The organism is Bradyrhizobium sp. USDA 4452, assembly GCF_054063575.1.
In genome coordinates this window covers 180,836-205,493 of the sequence record NZ_JBSSGK010000001.1, presented here as the reverse complement: position 1 = coordinate 205,493, position 24,658 = coordinate 180,836, and the positions used below count along the sequence as shown (strand labels likewise).

General features: G+C 63.9%; 23 protein-coding genes and 1 pseudogene. 13 read left to right on the top strand and 11 right to left on the bottom strand.

Going from position 1 to position 24,658, the window contains the following annotated elements; all coding sequences use genetic code 11:
- The first annotated feature begins 785 nt into the window (after positions 1–785).
- The gene (locus ACVISU_RS01140; RefSeq protein ID WP_456705717.1) at positions 786–1,718 is read left to right on the top strand and encodes a septal ring lytic transglycosylase RlpA family protein; all 933 of its coding nucleotides are present in this window, start codon (positions 786–788) and stop codon (positions 1,716–1,718) included.
- A 50-nt stretch (positions 1,719–1,768) separates the two neighbouring features.
- Here ACVISU_RS01140 and ACVISU_RS01135 read toward each other — a convergent pair whose 3' ends face one another.
- The gene (locus ACVISU_RS01135) at positions 1,769–2,704 is read right to left on the bottom strand and encodes an alpha/beta fold hydrolase (RefSeq protein ID WP_456705716.1); all 936 of its coding nucleotides are present in this window, start codon (positions 2,702–2,704) and stop codon (positions 1,769–1,771) included.
- A 175-nt stretch (positions 2,705–2,879) separates the two neighbouring features.
- Here ACVISU_RS01135 and ACVISU_RS01130 point away from each other — a divergent pair, with 175 nt between their 5' ends.
- The 6 genes from ACVISU_RS01130 (at position 2,880) to ACVISU_RS01105 (ending at position 9,531) form a co-directional block, all read left to right on the top strand.
- Entirely contained in the window at positions 2,880–4,139 is a 1,260-nt protein-coding gene (locus ACVISU_RS01130; protein WP_456705715.1) for a D-alanyl-D-alanine carboxypeptidase family protein, read from the top strand.
- A 1-nt stretch (position 4,140) separates the two neighbouring features.
- Positions 4,141–4,827: a dTMP kinase gene (gene tmk / locus ACVISU_RS01125; RefSeq protein ID WP_456705714.1), complete on the top strand. Its 687-nt coding sequence runs from the start codon at positions 4,141–4,143 to the stop codon at positions 4,825–4,827.
- Positions 4,824–5,864, top strand: coding sequence for a DNA polymerase III subunit delta' (locus ACVISU_RS01120; protein WP_456705713.1), 1,041 nt, complete (start codon positions 4,824–4,826; stop codon positions 5,862–5,864). The genes tmk and ACVISU_RS01120 overlap by 4 nt, the downstream gene beginning before the upstream one ends.
- 102 nt (positions 5,865–5,966) lie before the next feature.
- Positions 5,967–7,922: a methionine--tRNA ligase gene (metG, locus tag ACVISU_RS01115; RefSeq protein ID WP_456705712.1), complete on the top strand. Its 1,956-nt coding sequence runs from the start codon at positions 5,967–5,969 to the stop codon at positions 7,920–7,922.
- A 14-nt stretch (positions 7,923–7,936) separates the two neighbouring features.
- On the top strand, positions 7,937–8,728 hold the full coding sequence (locus tag ACVISU_RS01110; RefSeq protein ID WP_456710736.1) for a TatD family hydrolase: 792 nt from the start codon (positions 7,937–7,939) through the stop codon (positions 8,726–8,728).
- Positions 8,725–9,531: an MBL fold metallo-hydrolase gene (locus ACVISU_RS01105; RefSeq protein ID WP_050404509.1), complete on the top strand. Its 807-nt coding sequence runs from the start codon at positions 8,725–8,727 to the stop codon at positions 9,529–9,531. Before ACVISU_RS01110 ends, ACVISU_RS01105 begins: the two co-directional genes overlap by 4 nt.
- Before the next feature lie 3 nt (positions 9,532–9,534).
- On the opposite strand, the gene ACVISU_RS01100 is transcribed toward ACVISU_RS01105, so the two are convergent.
- The 5 genes from ACVISU_RS01100 to ACVISU_RS01080 all read right to left on the bottom strand — a co-directional run bounded on the left by ACVISU_RS01100 (position 9,535) and on the right by ACVISU_RS01080 (position 15,437).
- Complete coding sequence (locus ACVISU_RS01100) at positions 9,535–11,184, bottom strand: acyl-CoA synthetase (RefSeq protein WP_456705711.1); 1,650 nt, start codon at positions 11,182–11,184, stop codon at positions 9,535–9,537.
- Positions 11,185–11,209: 25 nt separating this feature from the next.
- Positions 11,210–13,096: a TRAP transporter large permease gene (locus ACVISU_RS01095; RefSeq protein ID WP_456705710.1), complete on the bottom strand. Its 1,887-nt coding sequence runs from the start codon at positions 13,094–13,096 to the stop codon at positions 11,210–11,212.
- A gap of 34 nt (positions 13,097–13,130) precedes the next feature.
- The gene (locus ACVISU_RS01090; RefSeq protein WP_456705709.1) at positions 13,131–14,150 is read right to left on the bottom strand and encodes a TRAP transporter substrate-binding protein; all 1,020 of its coding nucleotides are present in this window, start codon (positions 14,148–14,150) and stop codon (positions 13,131–13,133) included.
- A 406-nt stretch (positions 14,151–14,556) separates the two neighbouring features.
- Positions 14,557–15,117, bottom strand: a complete 561-nt coding sequence (locus tag ACVISU_RS01085) for a phosphatase PAP2 family protein (RefSeq protein WP_050404513.1) — start codon at positions 15,115–15,117, stop codon at positions 14,557–14,559.
- Positions 15,118–15,233: 116 nt separating this feature from the next.
- Positions 15,234–15,437 carry a CsbD family protein gene (locus ACVISU_RS01080; protein WP_050404514.1) on the bottom strand — a complete coding sequence of 68 codons (204 nt, stop codon included), beginning with the start codon at positions 15,435–15,437 and terminating at the stop codon, positions 15,234–15,236.
- Between the two features lie 173 nt (positions 15,438–15,610).
- Here ACVISU_RS01080 and ACVISU_RS01075 point away from each other — a divergent pair, with 173 nt between their 5' ends.
- Complete coding sequence (locus ACVISU_RS01075) at positions 15,611–16,099, top strand: YciE/YciF ferroxidase family protein (RefSeq protein WP_050404515.1); 489 nt, start codon at positions 15,611–15,613, stop codon at positions 16,097–16,099.
- Between the two features lie 87 nt (positions 16,100–16,186).
- Here ACVISU_RS01075 and ACVISU_RS01070 read toward each other — a convergent pair whose 3' ends face one another.
- A complete protein-coding gene (locus ACVISU_RS01070; protein WP_050404516.1) occupies positions 16,187–16,894 on the bottom strand; it encodes a L,D-transpeptidase in 708 nt (235 codons plus the stop codon).
- Between the two features lie 227 nt (positions 16,895–17,121).
- On the opposite strand from ACVISU_RS01070, the pseudogene ACVISU_RS01065 reads away from it, so the two are divergent.
- Positions 17,122–18,370: pseudogene (locus ACVISU_RS01065) on the top strand (DUF763 domain-containing protein).
- Between the two features lie 94 nt (positions 18,371–18,464).
- On the opposite strand, the gene ACVISU_RS01060 reads toward ACVISU_RS01065, so the two are convergent.
- The 3 genes from ACVISU_RS01060 to ACVISU_RS01050 all read right to left on the bottom strand — a co-directional run bounded on the left by ACVISU_RS01060 (position 18,465) and on the right by ACVISU_RS01050 (position 20,975).
- A complete protein-coding gene (locus tag ACVISU_RS01060; RefSeq protein ID WP_456705708.1) occupies positions 18,465–19,229 on the bottom strand; it encodes a hypothetical protein in 765 nt (254 codons plus the stop codon).
- Complete coding sequence (locus ACVISU_RS01055) at positions 19,230–19,676, bottom strand: hypothetical protein (RefSeq protein ID WP_456705707.1); 447 nt, start codon at positions 19,674–19,676, stop codon at positions 19,230–19,232. It abuts the gene before it with no gap.
- Positions 19,677–20,168: 492 nt separating this feature from the next.
- Positions 20,169–20,975 (bottom strand): enoyl-CoA hydratase/isomerase family protein, encoded by an 807-nt coding sequence (locus ACVISU_RS01050; RefSeq protein WP_456705706.1) that lies wholly within the window; start codon positions 20,973–20,975, stop codon positions 20,169–20,171.
- 74 nt (positions 20,976–21,049) lie between these two features.
- On the opposite strand from ACVISU_RS01050, the gene nthA reads away from it, so the two are divergent.
- From nthA to ACVISU_RS01035, 3 genes are read left to right on the top strand one after another with little or no spacing between them, the layout of a single operon-like run.
- Positions 21,050–21,679: a nitrile hydratase subunit alpha gene (nthA, locus tag ACVISU_RS01045; RefSeq protein ID WP_173643615.1), complete on the top strand. Its 630-nt coding sequence runs from the start codon at positions 21,050–21,052 to the stop codon at positions 21,677–21,679.
- On the top strand, positions 21,676–22,335 hold the full coding sequence (gene nthB, locus ACVISU_RS01040; protein ID WP_456705705.1) for a nitrile hydratase subunit beta: 660 nt from the start codon (positions 21,676–21,678) through the stop codon (positions 22,333–22,335). The genes nthA and nthB overlap by 4 nt, the downstream gene beginning before the upstream one ends.
- Positions 22,335–22,712 carry a nitrile hydratase accessory protein gene (locus tag ACVISU_RS01035; protein ID WP_456705704.1) on the top strand — a complete coding sequence of 126 codons (378 nt, stop codon included), beginning with the start codon at positions 22,335–22,337 and terminating at the stop codon, positions 22,710–22,712. Before nthB ends, ACVISU_RS01035 begins: the two co-directional genes overlap by 1 nt.
- Positions 22,713–22,939: 227 nt before the next feature.
- Here the strand turns inward: ACVISU_RS01035 and queC are convergent, their stop codons facing one another.
- Positions 22,940–23,659 carry a 7-cyano-7-deazaguanine synthase QueC gene (queC, locus tag ACVISU_RS01030; protein WP_456705703.1) on the bottom strand — a complete coding sequence of 240 codons (720 nt, stop codon included), beginning with the start codon at positions 23,657–23,659 and terminating at the stop codon, positions 22,940–22,942.
- A gap of 128 nt (positions 23,660–23,787) precedes the next feature.
- On the opposite strand from queC, the gene mazG reads away from it, so the two are divergent.
- Positions 23,788–24,642, top strand: a complete 855-nt coding sequence (mazG, locus tag ACVISU_RS01025; RefSeq protein WP_050404522.1) for a nucleoside triphosphate pyrophosphohydrolase — start codon at positions 23,788–23,790, stop codon at positions 24,640–24,642.
- Positions 24,643–24,658: the final 16 nt, after the last annotated feature.

Genomic DNA, 24,658 nt, shown 5'->3' with positions numbered 1-24,658 from the left:
TGGAGATCGGACCGCCCGGCACGTGCTGGGCCGCAATCGCCAGCACTCGAAGACTGAAGCCAAGGTTCGATCGGCGCGCTATGAGGTGAGGGTGGTCAAGGCCGTGTCGCATGGGCGCAGACGGCGCCCACGGCATCATTGGTTCAACCGAAAGCGAAGGCCAGCAGGCTCGAGCACAGCAGCACGAGGCTTGCTGCGGTCAGGGTCAGAAATCCGTCGGAGACCAAATCGTGACTACGCATGATACACCTGCCTTCAACCGATGCTCATCCGAATTGATTAAAGCTTTCCGAACATTCACTCCTGGAAAGAGGTGACGCGTCTTTCCGCCTTCAACGGACTGTCAGGCCCGGTACCGATAGCCTTCCACAGCGTGCGCCAAGAAGATCGCCGCACTCACCAGGCCCATCACCGCTGTAACCGTCTCGATCATCGCAAACTTCCTTTGCGCCCCACGTCCGAGAGAAAACGATTGCAGCCTTGCACAGTCAAAAAGATTCAATTGTTGGAATTGAAGAAGCGCCCCGACTGATGATTTGCTGCAACAGTGTGTCTGATAGCGGGACAGGCGAGGGCGTTTTGGGCGGTTCGGTCTCCGTAGAACAACTGAGGCGACGCAACAGGCAATTTACCAAGGTGCCATAGCGTTAAGGCTCACCCCATTTCCGCCGTGTTCCGGTTGCGATATCTTCACCATCCGGTGCGGAGGTGGGCCGCACAGTGACAGAATCGATCCCGACGCCTCGCAGCAGGCGCGGGTCCGCGCAGAATGGTACTTGGGGCAGATGGGGATTAGACGGCCAGATTCGATGATCCGGACGGCGCGCGGCGCCGTTGCGGTGGCCTCGTGCCTTGTGCTTGCCAATTGCGCCTCCTCGAACCAGCTCAGCAGCCGGATCGATCCCAAATATGGCGTCTCCTCGAGCCCGCGCGTCGTGGCGCTCGGTGACCCCGTGCCGAAGGGCGGCGGCACCTACCGCATCGGCAAGCCCTATGTCGTCGCCGGCCGCACCTATGTGCCGGAGGAGAACGAGAACTATCGCGCCGAGGGCATGGCGTCCTGGTACGGCGATGATTTCCATGGCCGGCTGACGGCCAACGGCGAGGTGTTCGACATGGGCTCGCTCACGGCCGCCCATCCGACCTTGCCGATGCCTAGCTACGCCCGCGTCACCAATCTGAGCAACGGCAAATCGCTCGTCGTTCGCGTCAACGACCGCGGCCCGTACCACGGCAATCGCCTCATAGACGTCTCGAACAAAGCCGCGGAACTGCTTGAATTCAAAGGCAATGGCGTCGCACGCGTGCGGGTCGAATATGTCGGCCGGGCACCGCTCGAAGGTTCCGACGACCGCCAGCTGATAGCGACCCTGCGCACCGGTACGCCGGCGCCGTCCCCGTCGATGGTCCGGGTCGCCTCGGCCCGGCCGTTCGTGCCCGAGATGTCGTCCTCGTCGGGCCGGCTCCGCGGCGACGTTCCGCTGCCAGAGGGGCGGCCCTACAGCCTCGGCAACACCCAGGCCGACTACGCCTCGGTCAACGCCACCTCGGAAATGTCGGCCTCGAGCCGGTCGCACCGCCGTGTGGCGAACAATCCGCGCGAAGTCTCCTACGAGGGTGACGCCCGCTACGCTGCAGCCCCGAGCCCGGCCGCAGCCTATGTGCCGATCGACGCGCGTGGGCCGGCTGAAGTGCTGAGCGGGCGCGGGCTCTACTGAACAAAGCCGCTTACTGGATCAAGTCGTTGCGAATCAGGCTTTTGGCCTGATCACTTCAGAAATGCGATCAGCGCCGCATTGACCTCGTCGGGGCGCTCCTGCTGGATCCAGTGGCCGGCGCCCTCGATGATCAGCTTCTGCCGCAGGTTCGGCAGCACACGTTCCATGTCCGCGACGCGCTTCGCACCGATCAGCCCGGTAATCACCGAATCGTTCGAGCCGGCGATGAACAGCGACGGCTGATGGATCTGGGCGTCCTGCCAGGGCGCGGTCAGCTCCCAATTGCGATCGAGATTGCGGTACCAGTTCAGGCCGCCGCGAAAGCCGGACTCCCGGTAGCCTTCAGCGAATTCGGCGATGTCGGCCTCGGTCAGCCAGGCCGGCAGCGGCATTCCGGCCGGCAGCTTGCCGAGGAAGCCCTTGGCTTCGTCGACGAACATCGAGCTCGGATCGGAGACACCGCGCCCGAGCACCAGCCGCATGGTTTGGGCGATGTCGCGCTCGAATTCGGCCTCGGCCACGCCGGGCGGTTGGAAGTACTGCCAATAGAAATTCGTGACGCCGTTCTCGCGCAGGGTTTCCAACGGACGGCCGCGGCCTCGGAACGGCGGCGGCACGCTGAGGCCGGCGACCTTGGTGAAGATGTCAGGGCGGAACATGGCCGCGTGCCAGGCCACCGGCGCGCCCCAATCGTGGCCGACGACCATCGCCTGCTGCTCGCCGAGCGCAGCCACAAGTGCGACGATGTCGCCGACGGTATCGAAGATCGTATAGGCGCCGACATCGGCCAGGGCGGTGGTCCGGCCGAAGCCGCGCATGTCGGGGGCGACGACCCGAAAGCCTGCCGCGGCGAGTGCTGCGATCTGGTGCCGCCACGAGTAGGACAGCTCCGGCCAGCCATGGCAGAGCACGACCAGTGGGCCTTGCCCGGCCTCGCGCACGAATATGTCGATGCCGTTGGCGGAAATGATGCGGGAGGATGACATTCGCGTTTCCGCCTTGTTTGCCGGTTCTGCTGTCGCTAGCTGGTTCCAAAGATGACGAACAAGGATACGGGCGTTCAGCGCAGCCGGCAATCCAGCCGACCGTGCACAAGCGGCGAAACCTCAGTTGTTTGCGATACTTCCAACTGTTAGAACGCAGTCTTTCAGGACATCGCCGATGGCAGCCCAGACCGCAATTCCCCGCACGTTGTCAGCTCGCGCCGGGCAGTGCTGGCGTGGCCTGGTCGCGGCTGCGGTCGCGCTGGCGATCGGCTGCGGCGGGTTGGTCTATGCCGCCAACCAGAGCGTCCAGGGCGCCAAGAAGGAAGAAGGCGGATTCGACGGCGATGCGCCGACCGCGATCCTGGTCGAGGCATCCTCGGGCAGCGTGCTGTTCGAGAAGAACGCCGACGAGCTGCGCGCGCCCTCCAGCATGATGAAGCTGATGACCGCCGAGGTGGTGTTCGACGCCATCAAGAAGGGCGACATCAAGCTCACCGATGAGTACCGGATCAGCGAGAACGCCTGGCGGCGGGGTGGGGCGCCGTCCGGGACCTCGACGATGTTCGCGGCGATCAACAGCAAGGTCTCGGTCGACGACCTCCTGCACGGCGCGATCATCCCGAGCGGCAACGACGCCTGCATCGCGCTCGCCGAAGGCATCGCCGGTAACGAGCATACCTTTGCGACCGACTTCATGACCAAGCGCGCCCGCGAGCTCGGCATGACCAAGTCGACCTTCGGCAATTCCAACGGACTGCCGGACCCGACCAACAAGATGACGGTGCGGGAACTCGCCGTGCTGGCGCGTCACATCATCCTGACCTACCCGGACCGCTACAAGCTGTTCGGCGAGAAGGAGTTCACCTGGAACAAGATCCGCCAGCAGAACCGCAATCCGCTGTTGAACGCCTTGCCCGGCGCCGATGGCCTGAAGACCGGCTACACCAAGGAAGGCGGCTACGGCATGGTCGGCTCGGCCGTGCAGAACGACACGCGGCTGATCGTCGTGGTCAACGGCCTCGAGGATTCCGAAGACCGCGCCACCGAAGCCAAGAAGATGCTGGAATGGGGGTTCCGCAGCTTCGAGACCCGGGTCCTGATCGCGGCCAACCAGCCGGTCGGCTATGCCCGGGTGTTCGGCGGCGAGAGCCGCTCGGTCAAGCTGGTCAGCCCCGATCCGATCAAGGTGATGGTGTCGAAGAACGGCAACGACAAGCTGCTCGCGCGCGTCATCTATAGCGGACCGGTCAAGGCCCCGATCACCGCCGGTCAGCAGATCGGCGTCGTCCGGGTCTGGCGCGGCGGCAATGTCGCGATGGAGACTCCGGTATTCGCGGCCGATGCCGTCGGCACCGGATCGACGATGCGCCGCGCGCTCGACGGTGCCCAGGAGCTCGTGATCGGAATGTTCCGCGCAGGGGTCGAGAAGCTCTGAGATGGCGGAAGCAGCAGTCCAACGGCCGAGCTTGCGCGGTCGCTTCATCACCTTTGAAGGCGGCGAGGGATCGGGGAAATCGACCCAGATCCGCAAGCTCGCCGAACGGCTCGACGTCGCCAAACTACGCGTGATCGTGACCCGCGAGCCCGGCGGCTCGCCCGGCGCCGAGATCATCCGCCACCTCGTGCTGTCGGGGATGGGCAAACTGCTGGGACCGGAGGCCGAGACGCTGCTGTTTGCCGCCGCGCGCGACGACCATGTCCGTACCGTGATCCTGCCGGCGCTCAACCAGGGCATCTGGGTGCTGTGCGATCGCTTCTTCGATTCCACGCGCGCCTATCAAGGCCAGCTCGGGCAGGTGCCGGCCGGCCTCGTCAATGCCATGCAGCGCGTCACCATCGGCGATCTGAAGCCCGATCTCACGTTCATCCTCGATGTGCCGGTCGAAGTCGGACTGCAACGCGCCGCCATGCGCCGCGGCAATGCCACGGCGGATCGTTTCGAAGCCGAGGGCATCAAGTTCCATCAGGATTTGCGTGACGCCTACCGCCGGATCGCGGCCGAAGACCCGGAGCGCTGCGTGCTGATCGATGCGACGGCGGATCAGGACGTGGTCGCGGCGAGGATATGGGCCGCGCTGCGCGAGCATCTGCGCGCAACGCTCACGGCAGACACACCGGCATGAGCGCACGCAAGGTCGAACAGGAGAGCCCCGCTCGCAACCCGCGCGAAACCGCCGATCTGTTCGGGCATCGCGAGGCGGAGACCGCCTTGCTCGATGCCTATCGCAGCGGACGAATTCCGCATGCCTGGCTGATCGGCGGCGCGCAGGGCATCGGCAAGGCGACGTTGGCCTACCGCATGGCGCGGTTTGTGCTCGCATTCCGCAATCCGAAGTCATCGCAGGTCCAGGCAGCGCCGACGCTGCGGGTCGATCCGTCCGATCCGGTGGCGCGGCAGATTGCCGCCGGTGCGCACGGCGGTCTGCTGGTGCTGGAGCGCGGCCTCAACGACCGCGGCGTGATGCGCACTGTGATTACGGTCGACGAGACGCGCGAGACGATCTCGTTCTTCGGCTCGACCGCCGCAGTGGATGGTTGGCGCGTCTGCATCGTCGACACCGTCGACGAGCTCAATCCCAATGCCGCGAACGCGCTGCTGAAAATCCTCGAGGAGCCGCCGCAGCAGTCGCTGTTCCTCTTGGTCAGCCACGCGCCGTCACGGGTGCTGCCGACCATCCTGTCCCGCTGCCGCAAATTGCTGCTGCGGCCGCTGGAGACGGGCGATGTGTTGCGCGCGGCCGCGGCCGCAACCGACATGGCCCCTGATGATCCTGCGCTGGCTGACGCCGCGGCCGCCTCGGAAGGCAGCGTGGGGCGGGCACTATCGTTGCTCGGTGGCGACGCGCTCAAGCTGCAACAGCGCACCGCCGCGCTGCTGGCGACGCTGCCGAGCGTCGATCCGCGTGAGCTGCATGCACTGGGTGATGCGCTCGGTACCAGCGATCGCGTCGCGCTTGCCGCTTTCATCGACGGCATCGATCGCTGGATGAGCGAGCGCATGCGCACCGGCGACGCCAACGCCAATCTGCCGCGCCTTGCACGGCTGGCGGAGGTATGGGAAAAGATCGTCCGCGCCGCGCGCGATACCGAAGCCTACAATCTGGAGCGCAAGCCGCTGGTTTTCTCGGTGTTTTCGATGCTCGCGGACGCGACCCGATAGACGCCAAGTCTGAAAGCGCACTCGTCCGAAAACTTACTCGTCCGAAGACACATCCGCCTGACAACACTCCCGACAATCTCGTTTCGATCTGCAAAGGATTCCGTGGTGGCGACTGCTAAGAAGACATCGTCGACAAAAGCCAAGAAGACGAAGAAGGCATCGCCCGCTCGCGCGACCAGGAAAGCCACGGCGAAGTCGCGCGCTGCCAAGACCAAGAAGGGTGTGCGCGTCACCAAGAAGGCGAAGAAGGTCGCCAAGTCCAAGACGGGCGCCAAGGGCGTGAAGAAATCTGCGGCCAAGAAGGTCGCAAAAAAGGCCGTCAAGAAGGTTGCCGCGAAGGCCCGCAAGGCGCCGCCGAAGAAGCCAGCCGCTGCAGCCGTGGCTTCGTCCGCAAAGAAGCCTGCGGCGCCGAGAGCTCCGGCTGCCGAGAAGGCTCCCAAGGCGGCAACGGTTCGCGCGCCCAAGCAACCGAAACCCGCAGCGACTCCGCGCGCGTCCGTCCCGGCACCTGCTGCGGACCGCAGCAACGTCTACTACATCACGACCGCGATCGCCTACCCGAACGGCCAACCTCACATCGGTCACGCCTATGAGGCGATCGCGACCGATGCACTGGCGCGCTTCCAGCGGCTCGACGGCAAGGACGTGTTCTTCCTGACCGGCACCGACGAGCACGGGCAGAAGATGATCCAGACCGCGGCCGGCGAGGGCATGACGCCGCACGACCTTGCGACCCGCAACGCTGCCCGCTTCAAGGAGATGGACGAGCGGCTCAACGTCTCGTTCAACCGATTCATCCGCACCTCGGAAGAACAGCACCACCGCTCCAGCCAGGCAATCTGGCAGCGTATGGCTGACAACGGCGACATCTATATCGACACCTATGCAGGCTGGTACTCGGTCCGCGACGAAGCCTATTACGCCGAGGATGAGACCACGGTCGGCGAGGACAATGTCCGCCGCGGTCCGCAGGGCACGCCGGTCGACTGGGTCGAGGAGAAAAGCTATTTCTTCAAGCTCTCGGCCTATCAGGACAAGCTGTTGCACCTCTACGAGAGACAGCCCGATTTCATCGGCCCGGATTCGCGCCGCAACGAGGTGATGAGCTTCGTGCGCGGCGGGCTGAAGGACCTCTCCATCTCACGCACCACCTTCGACTGGGGCGTCAAGGTCCCAGATGATCCCGAGCACGTGATGTATGTCTGGGTCGACGCGCTGACTAACTACATCACCGGCGTCGGCTTTCCCGACGAGAGCGACAAGCACTGGCGCTATTGGCCTGCCGACGTCCACATCATCGGCAAGGATATCATCCGCTTCCACGCGGTGTACTGGCCGGCCTTCCTGATGTCGGCGGGCATTCCCGTGCAGAAGCGCGTCTATGCGCACGGCTTCCTGTTCAACAGGGGCGAGAAGATGTCGAAGTCGGTCGGCAACGTGGTCGATCCCTTCAACCTGGCCGATCAGTACGGCGTCGACCAGGTGCGCTATTTCTTCCTGCGCGAGGTGCCGTTCGGCCAGGACGGCAACTACAACCACGAGGCTATCGTCGCGCGCATCAATGCCGACCTCGCCAATGATTTCGGCAATCTGGCGCAGCGTTCGCTGTCGATGATCGCCAAGCAGCTCGGCGGCGTGCTGCCGGAGCCGGGCGGGTTCAGCGACAACGACAAGGCGATCCTGGCGCAAGCCGACGCCATGCTGGAGACGTCACGGACCGCGATGGCGACGCAGCAGATCCATCAATGGCTCAACACGGTGTGGGCGGTGGTCGCCGAGGCCAACCGCTACTTTGCCGGCGAGGCGCCGTGGGCCTTGGCGAAGACCGATCCGGCGCGCCAGAAGACGGTGCTGTATGTCACCGCTGAAGTGGTGCGCCAGATCGCGATCATGGCGCAGGCCGTGATGCCGGAGTCCTGCGGCAAGATGCTCGACAGCCTCGGCGTCCCTGCCGATGCGCGCAACTTCGCGGCCATCGCGGAGCGGATCAAGCCGGGCACGGTTCTGCCGGCGCCGGTCGGCGTGTTTCCGCGCTACGTGGAACCGAAGACCGAATGAGTGGTTCGAAATTCATGCTGGTCGACAGTCACTGCCATCTCGATTTCCCCGATTTCGCCGACGATCTCGACGGGATCGTCGGCCGCGCCGCAGCGGCCGGCGTCGGCCGCATGGTCACGATCTCGACCCGGGTGAGGCGGCTCGGCGGTTTGCTTGCGATCACGGAGCGGTTTCCCGACGTCTACTGTTCGGTCGGCACCCATCCGCACCATGCCGACGAAGAGGACGGCATTCCCGCGAGCGAACTGATCGAGCTGACCAGGCATCCCAAGGTCGTGGCGCTCGGCGAGGCGGGGCTCGATTATTTCTACGAGCACGGCTCGCGCGAGGCCCAGGAGCGCGGCTTTCGCGCGCATATCGCGGCGGCGCGCGAAACCGGTCTGCCGCTCGTCATCCACACCCGGGAGGCCGATGAGGATTGCGGCCGCATCCTGGAGGACGAAGTCGCGAAGGGCCCGTTCAAGGCCGTGCTGCACTGCTACACCGGCGGTCGCGAGCTCGCCATGAAGGCGATCGCGCTCGGACTGTCGATCTCGTTCACGGGCATCCTGACCTTCAAGAAGTCGGACGCCCTGCGCGCACTTGCTGCCGAGCTGCCGGCCGATCGCATCATGGTCGAGACCGACGCGCCGTATCTTGCGCCCGGCAAGTTCCGCGGCAAGCGCAACGAGCCGTCCTACGTCGTCGAGGTCGCCAAGGTGCTCGCCGAAACCCGCGGTGTCTCGCTCGAGCAGATCTCGCGGCAGACCACCGAAAACTTCTTCCGGCTGTTCTCCAAGGTGCCGGCGCCGAAGGTTGCTGCATGACGCTGACACTGACCATCCTGGGCTGCGGCTCATCCGCCGGCGTGCCGCGCCCGGCGCTCGGCTGGGGCGCCTGCGATCCGAGCAATCCCAAAAACCGCCGCCGCCGCTGCTCGATCATGGCCGAGCGCACCATGGAGCACGGCACCACGCGGGTCGTGATCGATACGGCGCCCGACCTGCGCGAGCAGTTGATCGACGCCAATGTCGAGCATATCGACGCGGTGTTCCTGACGCATGAGCATGCCGACCAGACCCACGGCATCGACGATCTGCGCTCCGTGGTTTTGCATCAGCGCCGCCGCATCCCAGTCTACTTCAACCAGTCGACCGCCAAGGACATCATGGCGCGGTTCTCATATTGCTTCATCTCGCCGGAAGGCAGCGACTATCCGCCGATCCTGACCCGGCATTCGATCGAGGCCGGCGAGAGCCACGCGGTGCAGGGGAAGGGCGGTCCGCTGGAACTCGAGGCCTTCCTGGTGCAGCATGGCAGGATCCCCGCGCTCGGCTATCGCATCGGCGATGCCGCCTACACGCCCGATCTGCACGACATTCCCAAGGAGAGCTGGCCGGCGCTCGAAGGACTCGAGCTCTGGATCGTCGACGGCTTGCGCTATGCGCCGCATCCCAGCCATTTCAGCGTTGCCGACGCGCTGTCGTGGATCGAGCGCTTCAAGCCGAAGCGCGCGGTGATCACCAACATGCATTCCGACCTCGACTACGAGGTGCTGCGGCAGAGCCTGCCGGCCGGCGTGATCCCGGCCTATGACGGCATGCGCCTGACGCTCGATCGGGCAGGCTGAAACTCAGGCCGAGATCGCCTTGGCCGATCCGACCGTGTTGCGCAGCAGGAACTTCTGGATCTTGCCGGTGGATGTCTTCGGGATCACGCCGAACACCACTGACTTCGGCGTCTTGAAGCCCGGCATATGCTCGCGGCAATAGGCGATGATCTCGGCTTCGGTCGCCTTGGCGCCGTCCTTCAGCTCGATGAAGGCGCAGGGCACTTCGCCCCATTTCGGATCCGGTTTTGCCACCACCGCTGCGAACAGCACCGCGGGGTGCTTGTAGAGGATATCCTCGACCTCGACGGACGACACGTTCTCGCCGCCGGAGATGATGATGTCCTTGGAGCGGTCCTTGATGATGACGTAGCCGTGCGCGTCGAGCACGCCGAGATCGCCGGTATGAAACCAGCCGCCGGCAAAGGCTTCCTGCGTCGCCTTCTCGTTCTTCAGATAGCCCTTCATCACGATGTTGCCGCGGAACATGACCTCGCCGATGGTCTCGCCATCGCGCGGCACCTCGCGCATCGTCTCGGGATCGAGCACCGTGACGCCTTCCTGCAGCGGATAGGCCACGCCCTGGCGGCGCTTCAGCTGCGCACGGGCATCGGCCGAGAGTTCATCCCAGCCGGGCTGCTCGGCGCAGACCGAGGCGGGGCCGTAGACCTCGGTCAGCCCATAGACATGGGTCAGCTTGATGCCGATGCGCTCGGCGCCTTCGAGCACGGCAACCGGCGGTGCCGCGCCCGCGATCAGGCCGACGACGGGTTTTGCCTTGCCGCCCTTCGGCGCATCGGGCGCATTGATCAGCGTGTTGTAGACGATCGGCGCGCCGCACATGTGGGTTACGCCGTGCTTCGGGATCAGCTCGAAGATCTTCGCCGGGTCCACCTTGCGCAGGCAGACATTGACGCCGGCGGTCGCCGCGATGGTCCACGGGAAGCACCAGCCGTTGCAGTGGAACATCGGCAGCGTCCAGAGATAGACCGGATGCTGGCCGAGATTGCCGGCGAGAATGTTGCTGACGGCGTTCAGATACGCGCCGCGGTGATGGGTCACGACGCCCTTCGGATTGCCTGTCGTGCCCGACGTGTAGCTCAGCGCGATCGCGTCCCATTCGTCGGCCGGCGGCCGCTCGGCGAAAGCCGGATCGCCTTGCGCAACCGCGGCCTCATACTCGATCTCGCCGATCCGCTTGCCGCCGGCGAAGGTGGCATCGTCGACGTCGATCACGAACGGCTTTGCGCCCTGCATCAGCGTCAACGCCTCCGCGATCACGCCGGAGAATTCGGGATCGACCAGGATGATCCTGGCGCCGCCATGGTCGAGTTGGAACGCGATCGACGCCGCGTCGAGGCGGATATTCAGCGCGTTGAGCACCGCGCCGGTCATCGGCACCGCGAAGTGCAGCTCGTTCATCGCCGGGATGTTCGGCAGCATCGCCGCGACCGTGTCGCCGTGGCCGATGCCGCGGCCCGCAAGATAGGACGCGAAGCGCTTGCAGCGCTCGTAGGTCCGTTTCCAGGTGAAGCTGCGGCCCTCATAGACCGCGCTGACGTGGTCGGGATAGACCGCGGCCGAGCGCGCCAGGAAGCTCAGCGGCGTCAGCGGCACGTAGTTGGCGGGCGTCTTGTCGAGCCCGATCGAGTACTGGTTCTGGGCTGCACTCATGGCTCTATCCCATCCGCAAGGTGCTTTAAAGGAAACCGATCGATATCCAGGGGAAGATGGCAACGATGATCAGGCCGATCAACAGCGCCAGCATGTAACCCCAGATCGGCCTTATACCCTCGGCCGGATCGACGCGCCCGATAGCGCAGGCGGCATAGTAACCGACGCCGAACGGCGGCGCGAACAGTCCGATGCCCATCGCCAGGATGATGATCATGGCGTAGTGCACCTCGTGGACGCCGACCTGGCGCGCAATCGGAAACAGCAGCGGCCCGAACAGCACGATCGCCGGAATGCCCTCCAGCACGCTGCCGAGGATCACGAAAGCCAGGATCGAGACCGCGATGAAGGCTGCCGAACCGCCCGGCAGCCCGGTCATCGCCGCCGCCAGCGCCCGCGAGAAGCCGGACTGGGTCAGGCCCCATGCCATGCCGGTCGCCGTGCCGATGATGAAGAGGATCGCGCCCGACAGGCACGCGGTGTCGATCAGCATCGGCACCAGCCGCCGCCAGTTGAACTTGCGGTAGATCAGAAGGCCGATGAGGAAGGCATAGACGATGCCGATGGTGGAGACTTCGGTGGCGGTCGCGATACCTTCGACCACGGCGTAGCGGATCACGAAGGGCAGCGCCAATGCGGGCAGGGCGAACACCAGCGCCTTGCCGATCTCGCCGCCGGAGGCGCGCTGGACGTGGCTGAGGTCTTCGCCGCGGTAGCGCCACCACACCAGCGCCGACAGCGTGATCGCCAGCACCACGCCCGGCAGCAGGCCGCCGGTGAACAGCGCCGAGATCGAGACGCCGGTGACCGAGCCGATCGTGATCAGCACGAGGCTCGGCGGAATGGTTTCGGTCTGGGCGCCGGTCGCGGCGAGCAGAGCGACCAGATCGCCTGGCCTTGCGCCGCGCTGCTTCATTTCGGGGAACAGCACGGGCGCGACGGCGGCCATGTCGGCGGCCTTCGATCCGGAGATGCCGGAGACCAGGTACATGGCGCCGACCAGCACGTAATGCAGGCCGCCACGGACATGGCCGAGCAGGCTCGCCAGGAACGCGACCATCGCGCGTGCCATGCCGGTCATCTCGATCAGGAGGCCGAGGAAGACGAACAGCGGCACCGACAGCAGGATCAGATGGCTCATGCCCTCGTCCATCCGGCCGACCAAGACCATCAGCGGCGTCCGTGTCGTCAGGGCCAGATAGCCGAAGATCGCCATGCCGAACGCAAAGCCGATCGGCACGCCGGCGAACACGCAGAAGCCGACCACGCCGACGAAGAAGATGATCAAATTGAGATTGCCGAGCGGCCGCAGCATCGGCTGCGCCAGCCAGAACACGCCGATCAGCGCGGCCACCGTCAGCGCGGCCAGCAGGAAGGTCTTGAAATCGCCGACCCGCGCCAGCCGCAGCAGCGCGAACAGCCCCATCAGACAGGTGCCGACCGGCAGCGCCGCCGCGCGCCAGGTGTTGGAGATCTGCAGCGCCGGCGTCGTGATGAAGCTCTCTTCGTAGGCGTATTCATAGGCCGGCCGCACGATCAGGATCAGGAACGCCAGCGCGGCGCAGGTCGCGACCACGTCGAGATAGGCCCACAACTTCGGCCCGGCGCTTGCGACCAATGCTGTCATCCGCATGTGCTCGCCGCGGCGGAACGCGACCGCCGATCCCAGCATCGCGAGCCACAGGAACAGGATCGACGCCAGCTCGTCGGACCAGATCAGCGGCGCATGCAGCACGTAACGCGACACCACGCCGGCGAACAGGATCACGACCTCGGCGACGACGAGGATCGCCGCCGGGATTTCGACCACCCAGCCGAGCGTAGCGTCGATGGAACCGAGAACGGAGCGGCGGCGAGGGGGCTGTGACGCCGCCTCGCCGGCCACGGCCGGCGTCATCTCGACATGAGCCATGGCAATCCTCCTGGCAAGCCTCCCGCGTGATCGATCAGGACAGTTTGCCGACTGACTTCTCGAGCAGATCCCAGGCCTTCTCGCCGTACTTGCTCTTCCACTCGGCGTAGAAGCCGGCAGCGCGGAGCTTGTCGCGGAACGGTCCGACCTCGGGCTGGTTGAACACGAGGCCCTTGCCGGTGAGCTCCTGCTTCACGGTGGCGTTGAGCTTCTCGGTGTCCTCGCGCTCCTTGACGGCGGCCGCGTTGACGTTCTTGGCGACGATGGCCTTGATATCGTCCGGCAGCGCCGCCCAGGCCCGGCGGTTCATCAGGAACCAGAAGCCGTCCCACATGTGGTTGGTCAGCGAGCAGTACTTCTGCACCTCGTACAGCTTCGCCGCCGAGATCAGCGCCAGCGGGTTTTCCTGGCCTTCGACGATCTTGGTCTGCAGCGCCGAATAGACCTCGCTGAAATTGATCGAGGCGGGCGATGCATCGAACGCCTTGAACATCGAGGTCCACAGCGGCGACACCGGTACGCGGATCTTGAAGCCCTTGAGGTCGTCAGGACCGGTGATCGGCTTGGTCGACGACGTGGTCTGGCGGAAGCCGTTGTCCCAGATCTTGTCCATGACCTCGAGGCCGGCCTTGTTGATTTCGCCGCGCACATAGGCGCCGAGCTCGCCATCCATGGCCTTCCAGACCGTGGGATAGTCCGGGAATGCGAAGCCGATGCCGTTGATCGAGGCGGCTGGCACCAGGGTCGCCAGGATCAGGCCGGACAGCGTGAAGAACTCGACGCCGCCCGAGCGCACCTGGCTCAGCATGTCGGTATCGGAGCCGAGCTGGCTGTTCGGAAACACCTGCAGGTCGAACCGGCCGTTGGTCTCGGTCTTGATCGCCGCGGCCATCTCCCGGGCGCGCGCCACGAACGGATGCGACTCCGGCAGGTTGTTGGCGAACTTGTACGAGAACTCGGCCGACTGGGCGCGCGCGACATACGGCGCGCCAATTCCGCCCAGGACGGCGGAAGCGGCGGAGACCTTCAGCAGCGTGCGTCGTGAAAAGCTCATTGGGTTTGCTCCCTCGAGAGGCTTGTTGTTGTTCTGAGATGCCAATCCTATACGGACCTGATGCCGCGGGGTCACCAGCGATCTCTGCACAGCTGGCGCTTATTGCAGCGTCCGTACGTCGCGGCAATATCGGCTTTCTGCCGAGACGCGTGGGCGTGGATTGCTATCGCGGCTGGACCAGCCGGAGCAGCGATCGAGACAAGCCCGGACAGCCGCCAAGCTGCGGGCTGGTGCGAAGATTTCGCACTAAATATCTGATCTAATTGGAGATATAAATATTCCATAATATACCTTATGCGAATTATGGATATGGGAGCGGCCGCCAAGCGCCCGGCCGCTATCCCATTGCTTCGCTCTGGCTCGACCTGATGGATTTTGTGACTCGGACCTGAGCTGATCGATCGTGTCAGACCTGCTCCGGCCGCCCGTACCCCGTGACGCATCGGATCGACCGCTCGAGCAGAACCCCGATCGCCGATCCCACGACGACGTCACTGGCCCAATGCGCCAGCAACAGCACGCGCGTCGATATGAGACAAGCGCCGAGCGCCCGGACGATCCCGCGCTGGCCCTCGGGAAGCTGGCTCGCCGCCGAGCTGATGGCGCCGACCTGAATTGCATGCCCTGACGGAAACGAGTCCTCGGCCCTGCCGGAGATTGGAATGCCGTGTAAATGACCAACGACGGTGAGCCGGTCCGGCCGCTTCTGGTTGAAGACCAATTTGAGCAGATGCGGAACCAGGGATGCGGTCAACGCCGTGACCAGAAGATGGTCACTCGCCCGGCGCCGCGGCTCTGGCTTGCCCCGACACCATAGCCACCATCCAAGTGCCACGGCGCAGACGATATGCTCGTCCGCGGCCCACGTCAGGATTGACGCGGCGCGTTCTGTTGGCGGGGTTGTGCTCCGCGCGATAGCGCGCGCAATGGCAATATCGGGCTGGGTCGGTCGGACCGTGATCGGCATGCATGCCCTCGCTTAACGTCGACGACGGCAACTCTTCAACGTTTCCCATTCGCACCCGTTCCAAACCACGCAAAGCAAAAGGCCCCGCTCAAGCGGGGCCCCGAATGCCGCAGCGGTCACCATTTCTGGCGGCTGTACCAATCATTCACTTCCTTCGTGGCTTGATCCTTGGCATAGCCGTAGCGCTGCTGCAGACGGCCTTCGAGTTGATCCTGCTTGCCGGCAATGACATCGAGGTCGTCATCGGTCAGCTTGCCCCACTGCTCCTTGACCTTGCCCTTGACCTGCTTCCAGTTGCCTTCGACACGATTCCAATCCATCGCGGTTCTCCGTTGAAAGTTGAGACTGTCCAACAGACGCGCCGACGCTTCGTTCCTTGAAAGGCTTGCGGCAAAGCTACGCAATCGATCCGCGGGTGAACCGTCGCAGATAGGAACGAGGTTGCAGAGTGCCTGTTGTTGGGTACGGATCACCCAAACTCACGGAGCCACCAATGTCGGAGAAAGACCTCAGCGCCCTCTTCCTCGATACCCTCAAGGACATCTACTACGCCGAAAAGCAGATCCTCAAGGCGCTGCCACGCATGGCCAAGGCCGCCGGGTCGGACCAGCTGCGTGCCGCATTCGAGAAGCATCATGACGAGACCGAAGGGCAGATCGATCGGCTGGAGCAGATCTTCGATCTGATGGGCAAGCCGGCGCGTGGCAAGAAATGCGACGCCATCGAGGGTATCCTCGACGAAGGCAAGGAGATCATGGAGGAGTACGCCGACACTCCAGCGCTCGATCCGGGCCTGGTCTCCGCGGCGCAGGCGGTCGAGCATTACGAGATCGCACGTTACGGCACACTGAAGGCATGGGCCACCAAGCTCAGCATGAAGGATGCCGTCAAGCTCATCGACCAGACGTTGGCCGAAGAAAAGAAGACGGATGAAGCCCTCACCAAGCTCGCCGTCAGCGCCATCAACGCCGAAGCGGCCTGAGGACATTCGCGATGAAGCGAGCCGTTCTGGCAGCGGCCCTCGACTGTGTGCTGTCCGAGCCAGCGCTGGGCCGCCGACTGCGTTGGCCTATGCCGGCAGCACGATCACCTTGGTCTTCAGCGGCGTTCGCGAATAGAGGTCGATCATGTCCTGACTGAGGAGACCGGTGCAGCCGCTCGTAATGCCGTTGCCGATGGTCTCGGGGTCGCTGGTGCTATAGATCGTGTAAAGCGTGTACGCCCCGTTCTGATAGAGATAGAGCACGCGGGCACCGAGTGGATTGTCGAGACCTCCCGGCATGCCGCGAGCATATTTGCCCGCTTCCGGCTGGCGCGCGATCATCTCCTTGGGCGGCGTCCAGGTAGGCCATTCGGCTTTGCGCCCGACATAAGCCTCGCCGCTCCAGCGGAAGCCATCGCGGCCGACATTGGCGCCATAGCGGGTCGCGTTGCCCTCGCCTTCGATGCGGTAAACATAGTACTTGCCGGGATCGATGATGATCGTACCGGCAGCCTCGGCGCTGTCGTAGCGCACTGTCTTGCGAAAATATTGCGGTTTGACCTTGCTGACATCGACCGCAGGGATCGGGAATTTCTCGTCAGGCACGGGCCCGTAGACTTTCTCAGCCTCGGCCAGGCTCATGTAGTCCGATGCACAACCGGTCAGGCCGAATGCGGCAAGACCGGCAGCGGAGCCGAATAGAAACGCCCGGCGGTTGAGGAACCGCGACCGAAGCCCAGGCAGAGCGCCCTTGCCCATCGCGTCGGCATCGGCAATTCCAGGGTCCATGATCATGATTTCGGATTTTCCAAGCTTCTTCGGAAGGCGTGGCAATCTTATGTGAGAAACACCCCGTTCCGGCACTCTTATGGGGGATTTCGCGCTTTTTTGTGAGCGGAACCTTTCCAGAAAAACCTTAAGAACTCCATCTTGTGTGCCGGTCTTATGCGGGAATCCGCAACGGCCAATGGCTTTGCCTGTTAGTCTGTCCCCGACTCTCGCTCCTTGGAGGCTTGCCGACGATGGCCCGACGTACCGGCAGCGCCGATCTGCCTCTCCATGGTGGCCGCGTGCCGCCATGGCTGGCGGAGCGCATGGCGACCCTGGGCGCGATCATCACGCAGGCGGTGGTCCATCACTACGGCCGCGACGCATTCCTGCAGCGGCTCTCACATCCGTTCTGGTTCCAGTCGTTCGGCGCCGTGATGGGCATGGACTGGCATTCGTCGGGGATCACCACGAGCGTGATTGGCGCGCTGAAGCGCGGGCTCGCGCCAATGCAGGACGAGCTCGGCATCTATGTCTGCGGCGGCCGCGGCAAGCATTCGCGGCGCACGCCGGACGAGCTGACGGCGCTGGGCGAGCGGACCGGCTTCGATGGGGTTGCCCTCACCCGCGCCAGCCGTCTGGTCGCCAAGGTCGACAGCGCCGCGGTCCAGGATGGTTTCGAGCTCTATCTGCACGGTTTCTTCGTCACCGTGGACGGCAAATGGACCGTGGTCCAGCAAGGCATGAGCGACAGCAAGCGGCAAGCGCGGCGCTATCACTGGCATTCCGAGGGGCTGCGCAGCTTCGTCGACGAGCCGCACAGCGCGATCGACGGTCCATCGCAGGGCGAGATCTTCAATCTGACCGACCACCGCGCCGATGCCTCGCGCCAGGCCCAGCTCGATCTGCTCGCCGGCCTCGGTCCCGACGGCATCGCGCGTGAGTATGCCGAACTGACCGAGCAGGTCGAGGCGCAAGGCGACCTGTTGCACCTGATCATGCCCGCCCATCACGACGTGCGCTCGAGCGATGTCTTCATCCGCCGCCTGCACGGCACCCTCGCCGCGGCCGCGGAGCGCGGACCGCTGGACTTCCCCGAACTGCTGCTGACGCCCGGCGTCGGCGCCCGCCACCGTGGAGTCGCTCGCGATGGTCGCCGAGGTCGTCCACGGCACGCCGTACCGTTTCCGCGATCCGGCACGCTTCTCGCTGGCGCATGGCGGCAAGGACCGTCATCCGTTTCCGGTGCCGATCAAGGTCTATGACGAGACCATCGGAGTGCTGAAATCGGCAGTGATGCAGGCCAAGCTCGGCCGCGACGAGGAGCTGCAGGCGCTGAAGCGCCTGGATGACCAGGCCCGCAGGCTCGAGCGCACTGCGACGGGCCCGTCCTTCGACGCCTACGTCGCCAGCGAGCGCGCGCGTTCGCCTGATCTCGACGGCCGCTCGGTGTTCGGCTGGGAGGCCGACCTCGCCGGCCGTGATCGCATCACCAAGCGCTAGGCGCACCCGTTAGCGTCCCCTTAGGCACGGCTTTCGGCCAGAATTATCGGCGTGCTGTTCGAGGGGATTGCGTTGATGTCGCTGGAACGAGAGCCTACTGCTGCGGCGGGAGACTCAGAATGTAGTCTTTGCCTCGCATAATAGCCCCCTGCACGTTTTCTTCACCACCGTTAGCAAGGTCGAAGCCGGCCTTAGATGCCGCAACTCTCTCTTCCGGCGTGCCATGGTGCTGTTTATTAGTGAAGTTGCTATCACCGATCCGATGGAAGGTATCGCCGGACGACCAGAGGCTGATCGAAGAGTTACGCTTCTTCAGGAGGCCGAGATACCAACCTGACAGATAGTCGGCATGGAGTTCTATACGACGAACAGTGCGCTCCGATCCTTGCAGAGCACCCGATAGATTTTGTTGGAATTGACAAATGTGTCCAAATTCATGCGCGGCGATTGCAAGTACCGAAACGCCCTGATCATTGTATCGACGAAACTGATCTTGAAAAAGAGTTCGACCGAATACAACAGATCCGTGCGTTCCAGCAGTATTTGTATCCGGCGATGCATAAGCGTTTGGCGAATTATCATCCGCAAAGAAAGCAAAACTCGGGTTTACTTTGAAGGCGCTTGAAATGCGCGCAAGTGCTCGACCTAGCGCACGATCAAGGTTCTTGTCTCCGGACGTGTTTGTCATATCATCTGAATTGGGAAGCGCACCGAAATCCTTTTCCCCCAGACCAAGAAGCGAAGTTTCACCGGGCAGGAGCCAGCAGCCCGCGATCTCGGAAACTGAGCGAGCGGCACCAAGAGTCGGACAACAACACGCGGCTATAGTGCCTGAAAGGATTGCTCGTCGCGTTAGCATCTATTCGTCCTTGGCGATGGATATCCGAACGCGCTGCTTCTTGGGGTCGGACTTCACGTAGAACTCGACGCCATTCAGGCGGTGGAAAAAGTGAATGCCAGTTTTCGTCGGTTGCCCTCCGCTCGTGCTGGCGGATGGGTAACACCCCTTGATTCCATCGGCGAAAGTCTTTGCTTGGGCATCTGGATCGTCACTAAAAGCAAGCTGCCATTCGCAATTGTAAGAAGAGTCATCTTGGTCGATGTAGCACTCCGAGGCTCCTGGCAGGGAAACAGACGTCCTATATCCACCAGTGCCATCGTCTTCCCCGCGGAATTTCTTGAAACCCTTAGTCGTTTCGTTCGCGACAGCGGTCAAGGTTGAACAAAAATCCGCAGCATTGCTTATGCCGCTCGACATCACGACCGTTACGAATAACGCCAAGCGAGTCACTTTGTGTGCGATCATTGTTGAGGCACAATCATTCCGTTGATGAAACCTGGCGGGACCGGAACGTTACAATAGCAAGGTGTACCAGGAGCCCCTGATTGGAATAGACGGCACCAAAGGGCTGGAGTTTGGCAAATATTGCTCGCCATCGTTTGCTGCGGCTGCGGCAATCGTGGGGGAGGCGATGGTTGATTTGTTGTGTCCGGTGTCGGTCGAGACGGCGGCGGTGATCCGGTGCCGCATTCACCAAAATAACACCCATCCCCACCGGTAGCGGCATTTCCCGGGGTATAAGCGCCAAATTTTTTCTCGGTTGGTTGACTGGCGTTCGGGCTTCCGGCTCCCGGCCATTGAGCGAACGCCGCACCCGAAAACACCAAAACCAACCAAAAAGCCGCAATAGTAATTCTTAGCATTGCTCCCCCAAGCAAGCAGAACGGTCTCATTGTTCGATCAAATGCCAGATTTGTCAATCATAAGTTGCACGAACGAGATCGCCCCGTAATGCTCCTACTGTCCCCTGAAGCGCGGCTTGCGCCGCCCGAGGAATGCTGCGACGCCTTCCTTGTGGTCGTCGGTCAGGCTCGCCAGCGCGAACTGGTCGAGATCCATGTGGCTGGCGAGATCGTCGAGCGCATGCGCCAGCCGGTTGACGGTCAGCTTGGTCATCGCGACCGAAATCGGCGGCTGGGCCGCGACCTTGGCCGCGAGCGCCATCGCGGCCTCAAAGGATTTGCCTGTTTCAGCCACCTGCTCCACCAGGCCCCATTCGTAGGCTTGCTCGGCCGAAATCCGGTCGTCGGCCAGGATCACGGCCTGCTTGGTGCGCGCCGGGCCGATCAGATGCAGCATGCGCGGCACGCTCTGCCAGCTCATGCTCATGCCGAGTGCGATCTCCGGCACGCGTAGATGCGCATCGCGTGCCATGACACGGAAATCCAGCGCGACCGCGAGCGCCAAGCCGCCACCAACGCAAAAGCCCTCGATCGCGCCGATCGTCACTTGCTCCATCTCCTGCCAGGCGCGCGTCAGTCGTGGCCCGAGTTTCAGGTGACGACGCAGCGTGCCAATGTCCATGGTCGCGCGCGAACGGCCTTCGGCATCCTTGAGGTCGAAGCCGGCGCTGAACGATTTGGTGCCGCCGGTCAGTACCACCACCGAAGTGTCGCCATCGTCCTCGAAACTGCGTGCCGCATCGGTCAGTTGCCGCAGCGCTGCCGGCGACAGCGCGTTGATACCGTCGCCGCGGTCGAACCGCACCACGGCGATGCGCCCCTCCGGTCCGAGGCCCTTCTCGATCGTCACATCGTCAACCACGCATACCTCCCTGCTCGCATTGTTGTGTACGGCTTGCCTCGACATAGCACGGCGGTTTCGCCTATTCTCTGGGCATGAGCGAACATGATCATCACCACCACGATCACGACCATTCCGAACTGTCGGAGACCGAACTGCGCGTGCGCGCGCTGGAATCGATCCTGACCGAAAAAGGTTATGTCGAGGCTGCGGCGCTCGACGCCATCGTGCAGGCCTATGAGACGAAGATCGGCCCGCATAACGGCGCCCGGGTCGTCGCCAAGGCCTGGACCGATCCCGCCTTCAAGAAGGCGCTGCTCGAGGACGCCAGCAAGGCGGTCGGAACCCTCGGCCATGTCAGCCGGGTCGGCGACCATCTGGTCGCGATCGAGAACACGCCCGGCCGTCACAACATGGTCGTCTGCACCCTATGCTCCTGTTACCCCTGGGAGATGCTTGGTCTGCCGCCGGTCTGGTACAAGGCCTCGCCGTATCGCTCGCGCGCGGTCAAGGATCCGCGCGGCGTGCTGGCCGATTTCGGCGTCAGCCTGCCGAAGGAGACGGAAATCCGGGTCTGGGATTCGACGGCTGAAACACGCTTCCTGGTGCTGCCGATGCGGCCCGCAGGCACCGAGGGCTGGAGCGAAGAACAGCTCGCCGACCTCGTGACGCGCGATTCCATGATCGGCACCGGCTTCCCGAAGACCCCGGGAGCCCCATCGTGAACGGCGTCCACGACATGGGCGGCATGGACGGGTTCGGCAAGGTCGAGCCCGAGCCGAACGAGCCGATGTTCCATCAGGAATGGGAATCGCGGGTGCTTGCCATGGTCCGCGCGATGGGCGCCGCCGGCGCCTTCAACATCGACGCCTCGCGCTTCTATCGCGAGACCCTCCCCCCGCAGGTCTATCTGTCGAGCTCCTATTACAGGAAATGGCTGCTCGGGCTGGAAGCGCTGCTGCTCGACAAGGGCTATATCTCCAAGGACGACATCGCGGCCGGTCATTCCGTGGCGCCGGCGAAATCGCTCAAGCACGGCAAGTTTTCGATTCCCGATGTCGAGCGCATCATGGTGCGCGGCAAGTTCGGCCGCCCCGCATCGGCGCCCGCGAAATTCAAGGCCGGCGATCGCGTGCGGGCGAAGAACATCCATCCCGCCACCCACACGCGGCTGCCGCGCTACGTCCGAGGGCATGTCGGCGTGGTCGAGCGCGATCATGGCTGTCACGTGTTCCCCGATACGGTGGCCAACGATGCCGGCGAGCATCCGCAATGGCTGTACACCGTCGTGTTCGATGGACGCGAATTGTGGGGATTGGACTCTGACCCAACCATCAAGGTTTCGATCGACGCGTTCGAACCGTATCTGGAGGCGGTCTGATGGATGCCGGCGCCGCCGCGCGCGCGACCAGCGCCGTGTCCAGCATTCCCCGCGATCAGGACGGCCCGGTGTTCCGCGCGCCGTGGGAGGCGCAGGCCTTCGCCATGGCATTGACGCTGCATGACCGCGGCGTGTTCACCTGGCCCGAATGGGCTGCGGCGCTTGCCGATCAGATCAAGCGTGCACAGGCGGCCGGCGATCCCGACACCGGCGAGACGTACTACCAGCATTGGCTGGCGACGCTCGAGCACCTCGTCGCCGCCAAAGGCGTCACGACGCATGAGGCGCTGCACCGCTACCGCAACGCCTGGGACCACGCCGCCGACCGTACCCCGCACGGCCAGCCGATCGTGCTGACGGCCAAGGATTTCGAGTAGCGGTTCAATGTGGTACGGGGGCTCTTTCCCCTTCGCCGGGACGACACTGAATTTGCTACATCGCCATTTTCGGAATAATAGAAGATTACTGCTGAGTTGCCCGACGTGTCAAGTCACCCGCTACGGACAGTCACCCGCGTCGAACGCCGGCAGCCCCCGGCTACTGTGCATGGGGTTGTTTTCGATATTTTGCCGACGCGCCCCTGCGGACGGCGATCGGCCCACGGTTACGGGCTGCCCTGCGCGACGTACTCCCGCCAGCCCTTGGCCCGCAGGCTGCACGCGGGGCATTCGCCGCAGCCATAACCCCAATCGTGCTGCGCGCCGCGTTCGCCGAGATAGCATGTGTGCGAATGCTCGCGGATCAGATCGACCAGCCCTGCCCCGCCGAGTTCATGCGCGAGCCGCCAGGTCGCGGCCTTGTCGAGCCACATCAGCGGCGTGTGCAGTTCGAAGTCCCTCGCCATGCCGAGGCTGAGCGCGGATTGCAGCGCCTTGATGGTCTCGTCGCGGCAATCCGGATAGCCGGAATAATCGGTCTCGCACATGCCGCCGATGATGTGGCGGATGCCGCGCCGATAGGCCAGTGCCCCGGCGAAGGTGAGGAACACGAGGTTGCGGCCGGGCACGAAGGTGTTGGGCAGGCCGTCGGCGCCCATTTCGATGGCGACGTCGCGGGTCAGCGCGGTGTCTGATATCTCCGACAGCGTGGGGATCGCGAGTGTATGGCTGTCGCCGAGCTTTGCTGCCCAGTCCGGCCGCAGCGCCCTGATGCCGTCCAGCAACCGGTCGCGGCAATCGAGCTCGATCGCATGGCGCTGGCCGTAGGTGAAGCCGAGCATTTCGACGCGCGCGAAGCGGTCCAACGCCCAGGCAAGGCAGGTGGTGGAATCCTGGCCGCCGGAAAACAGCACCAGCGCGGTGTCGGAATTGGTCTGATCGGTCATGGAACGCGATTTAGCACCTGATGATGCCGCGGCCAATCCGTGGACAGTGCCCTGTTTCCGGCGTGTTTTGCTGGGATCAGCGGCGACGTTTTGGCATAAACCCAAAACCCCACTCGTGCTGGTGTCCCATGACCCCTTCCCGCGACATTTCCCGCCTGATCGAGATCATGGCCGCGCTGCGCACGCCGGTGACCGGCTGCCCCTGGGATCTCATCCAGAACTTTGAGACCATTGCGCCCTACACCATCGAGGAAGCCTATGAGGTTGCCGATGCGATCACGCGCGGCGATCTCGACGATCTGCGCGAGGAGCTCGGCGACCTGCTGCTGCAGGTGGTTTATCACGCCAGGATGGCCGAAGAGCAGAACGCCTTTGCGTTTGGCGACGTGGTCGAGGCGATCACGAAGAAGATGATCCGCCGCCATCCGCACGTCTTTGCCGACAAGGATGGCAACATCCAGCCGGCCGGCGTCAAGAGCGCCTGGGAGCGTATCAAAGCCGAGGAAAAGGCCGAGCGCGCTGCGCGGCGGACGCCGGAGGAGACCGCGCACACATCCCTGCTGGCCAGCGTGAAGGCAGGCCTTCCAGCCCTGACGCGTGCGATGGAGCTGCAGCGCAAGGCGTCCACGGTCGGCTTCGATTGGAACGACCCGCGCGCCGTGCTCGCCAAGATCCGCGAGGAAGCCGACGAGATCGAGGCCGCGCTCGACCGCAACGACAAGGCGGAGATTGCGGAAGAGACCGGCGACCTGATGTTCGCACTGGTCAACCTCGCCCGCCACGTCGATGCCGATCCGGAAACTGCGCTGCGCGCGACCAACGCCAAGTTCGAGCTGCGGTTTGCGTACATCGAGCAGGCGCTGGCTGCGAAGGGACGTTCACTCGACGACGCGTCGCTGGAAGAGATGGACGCGCTGTGGAATGAGGCAAAGACCGCCGCCGCCGCTGTCGTCCCTGCGAAAGCAGGGACCCATACCGTGTGATCTATCGATAGGTTGA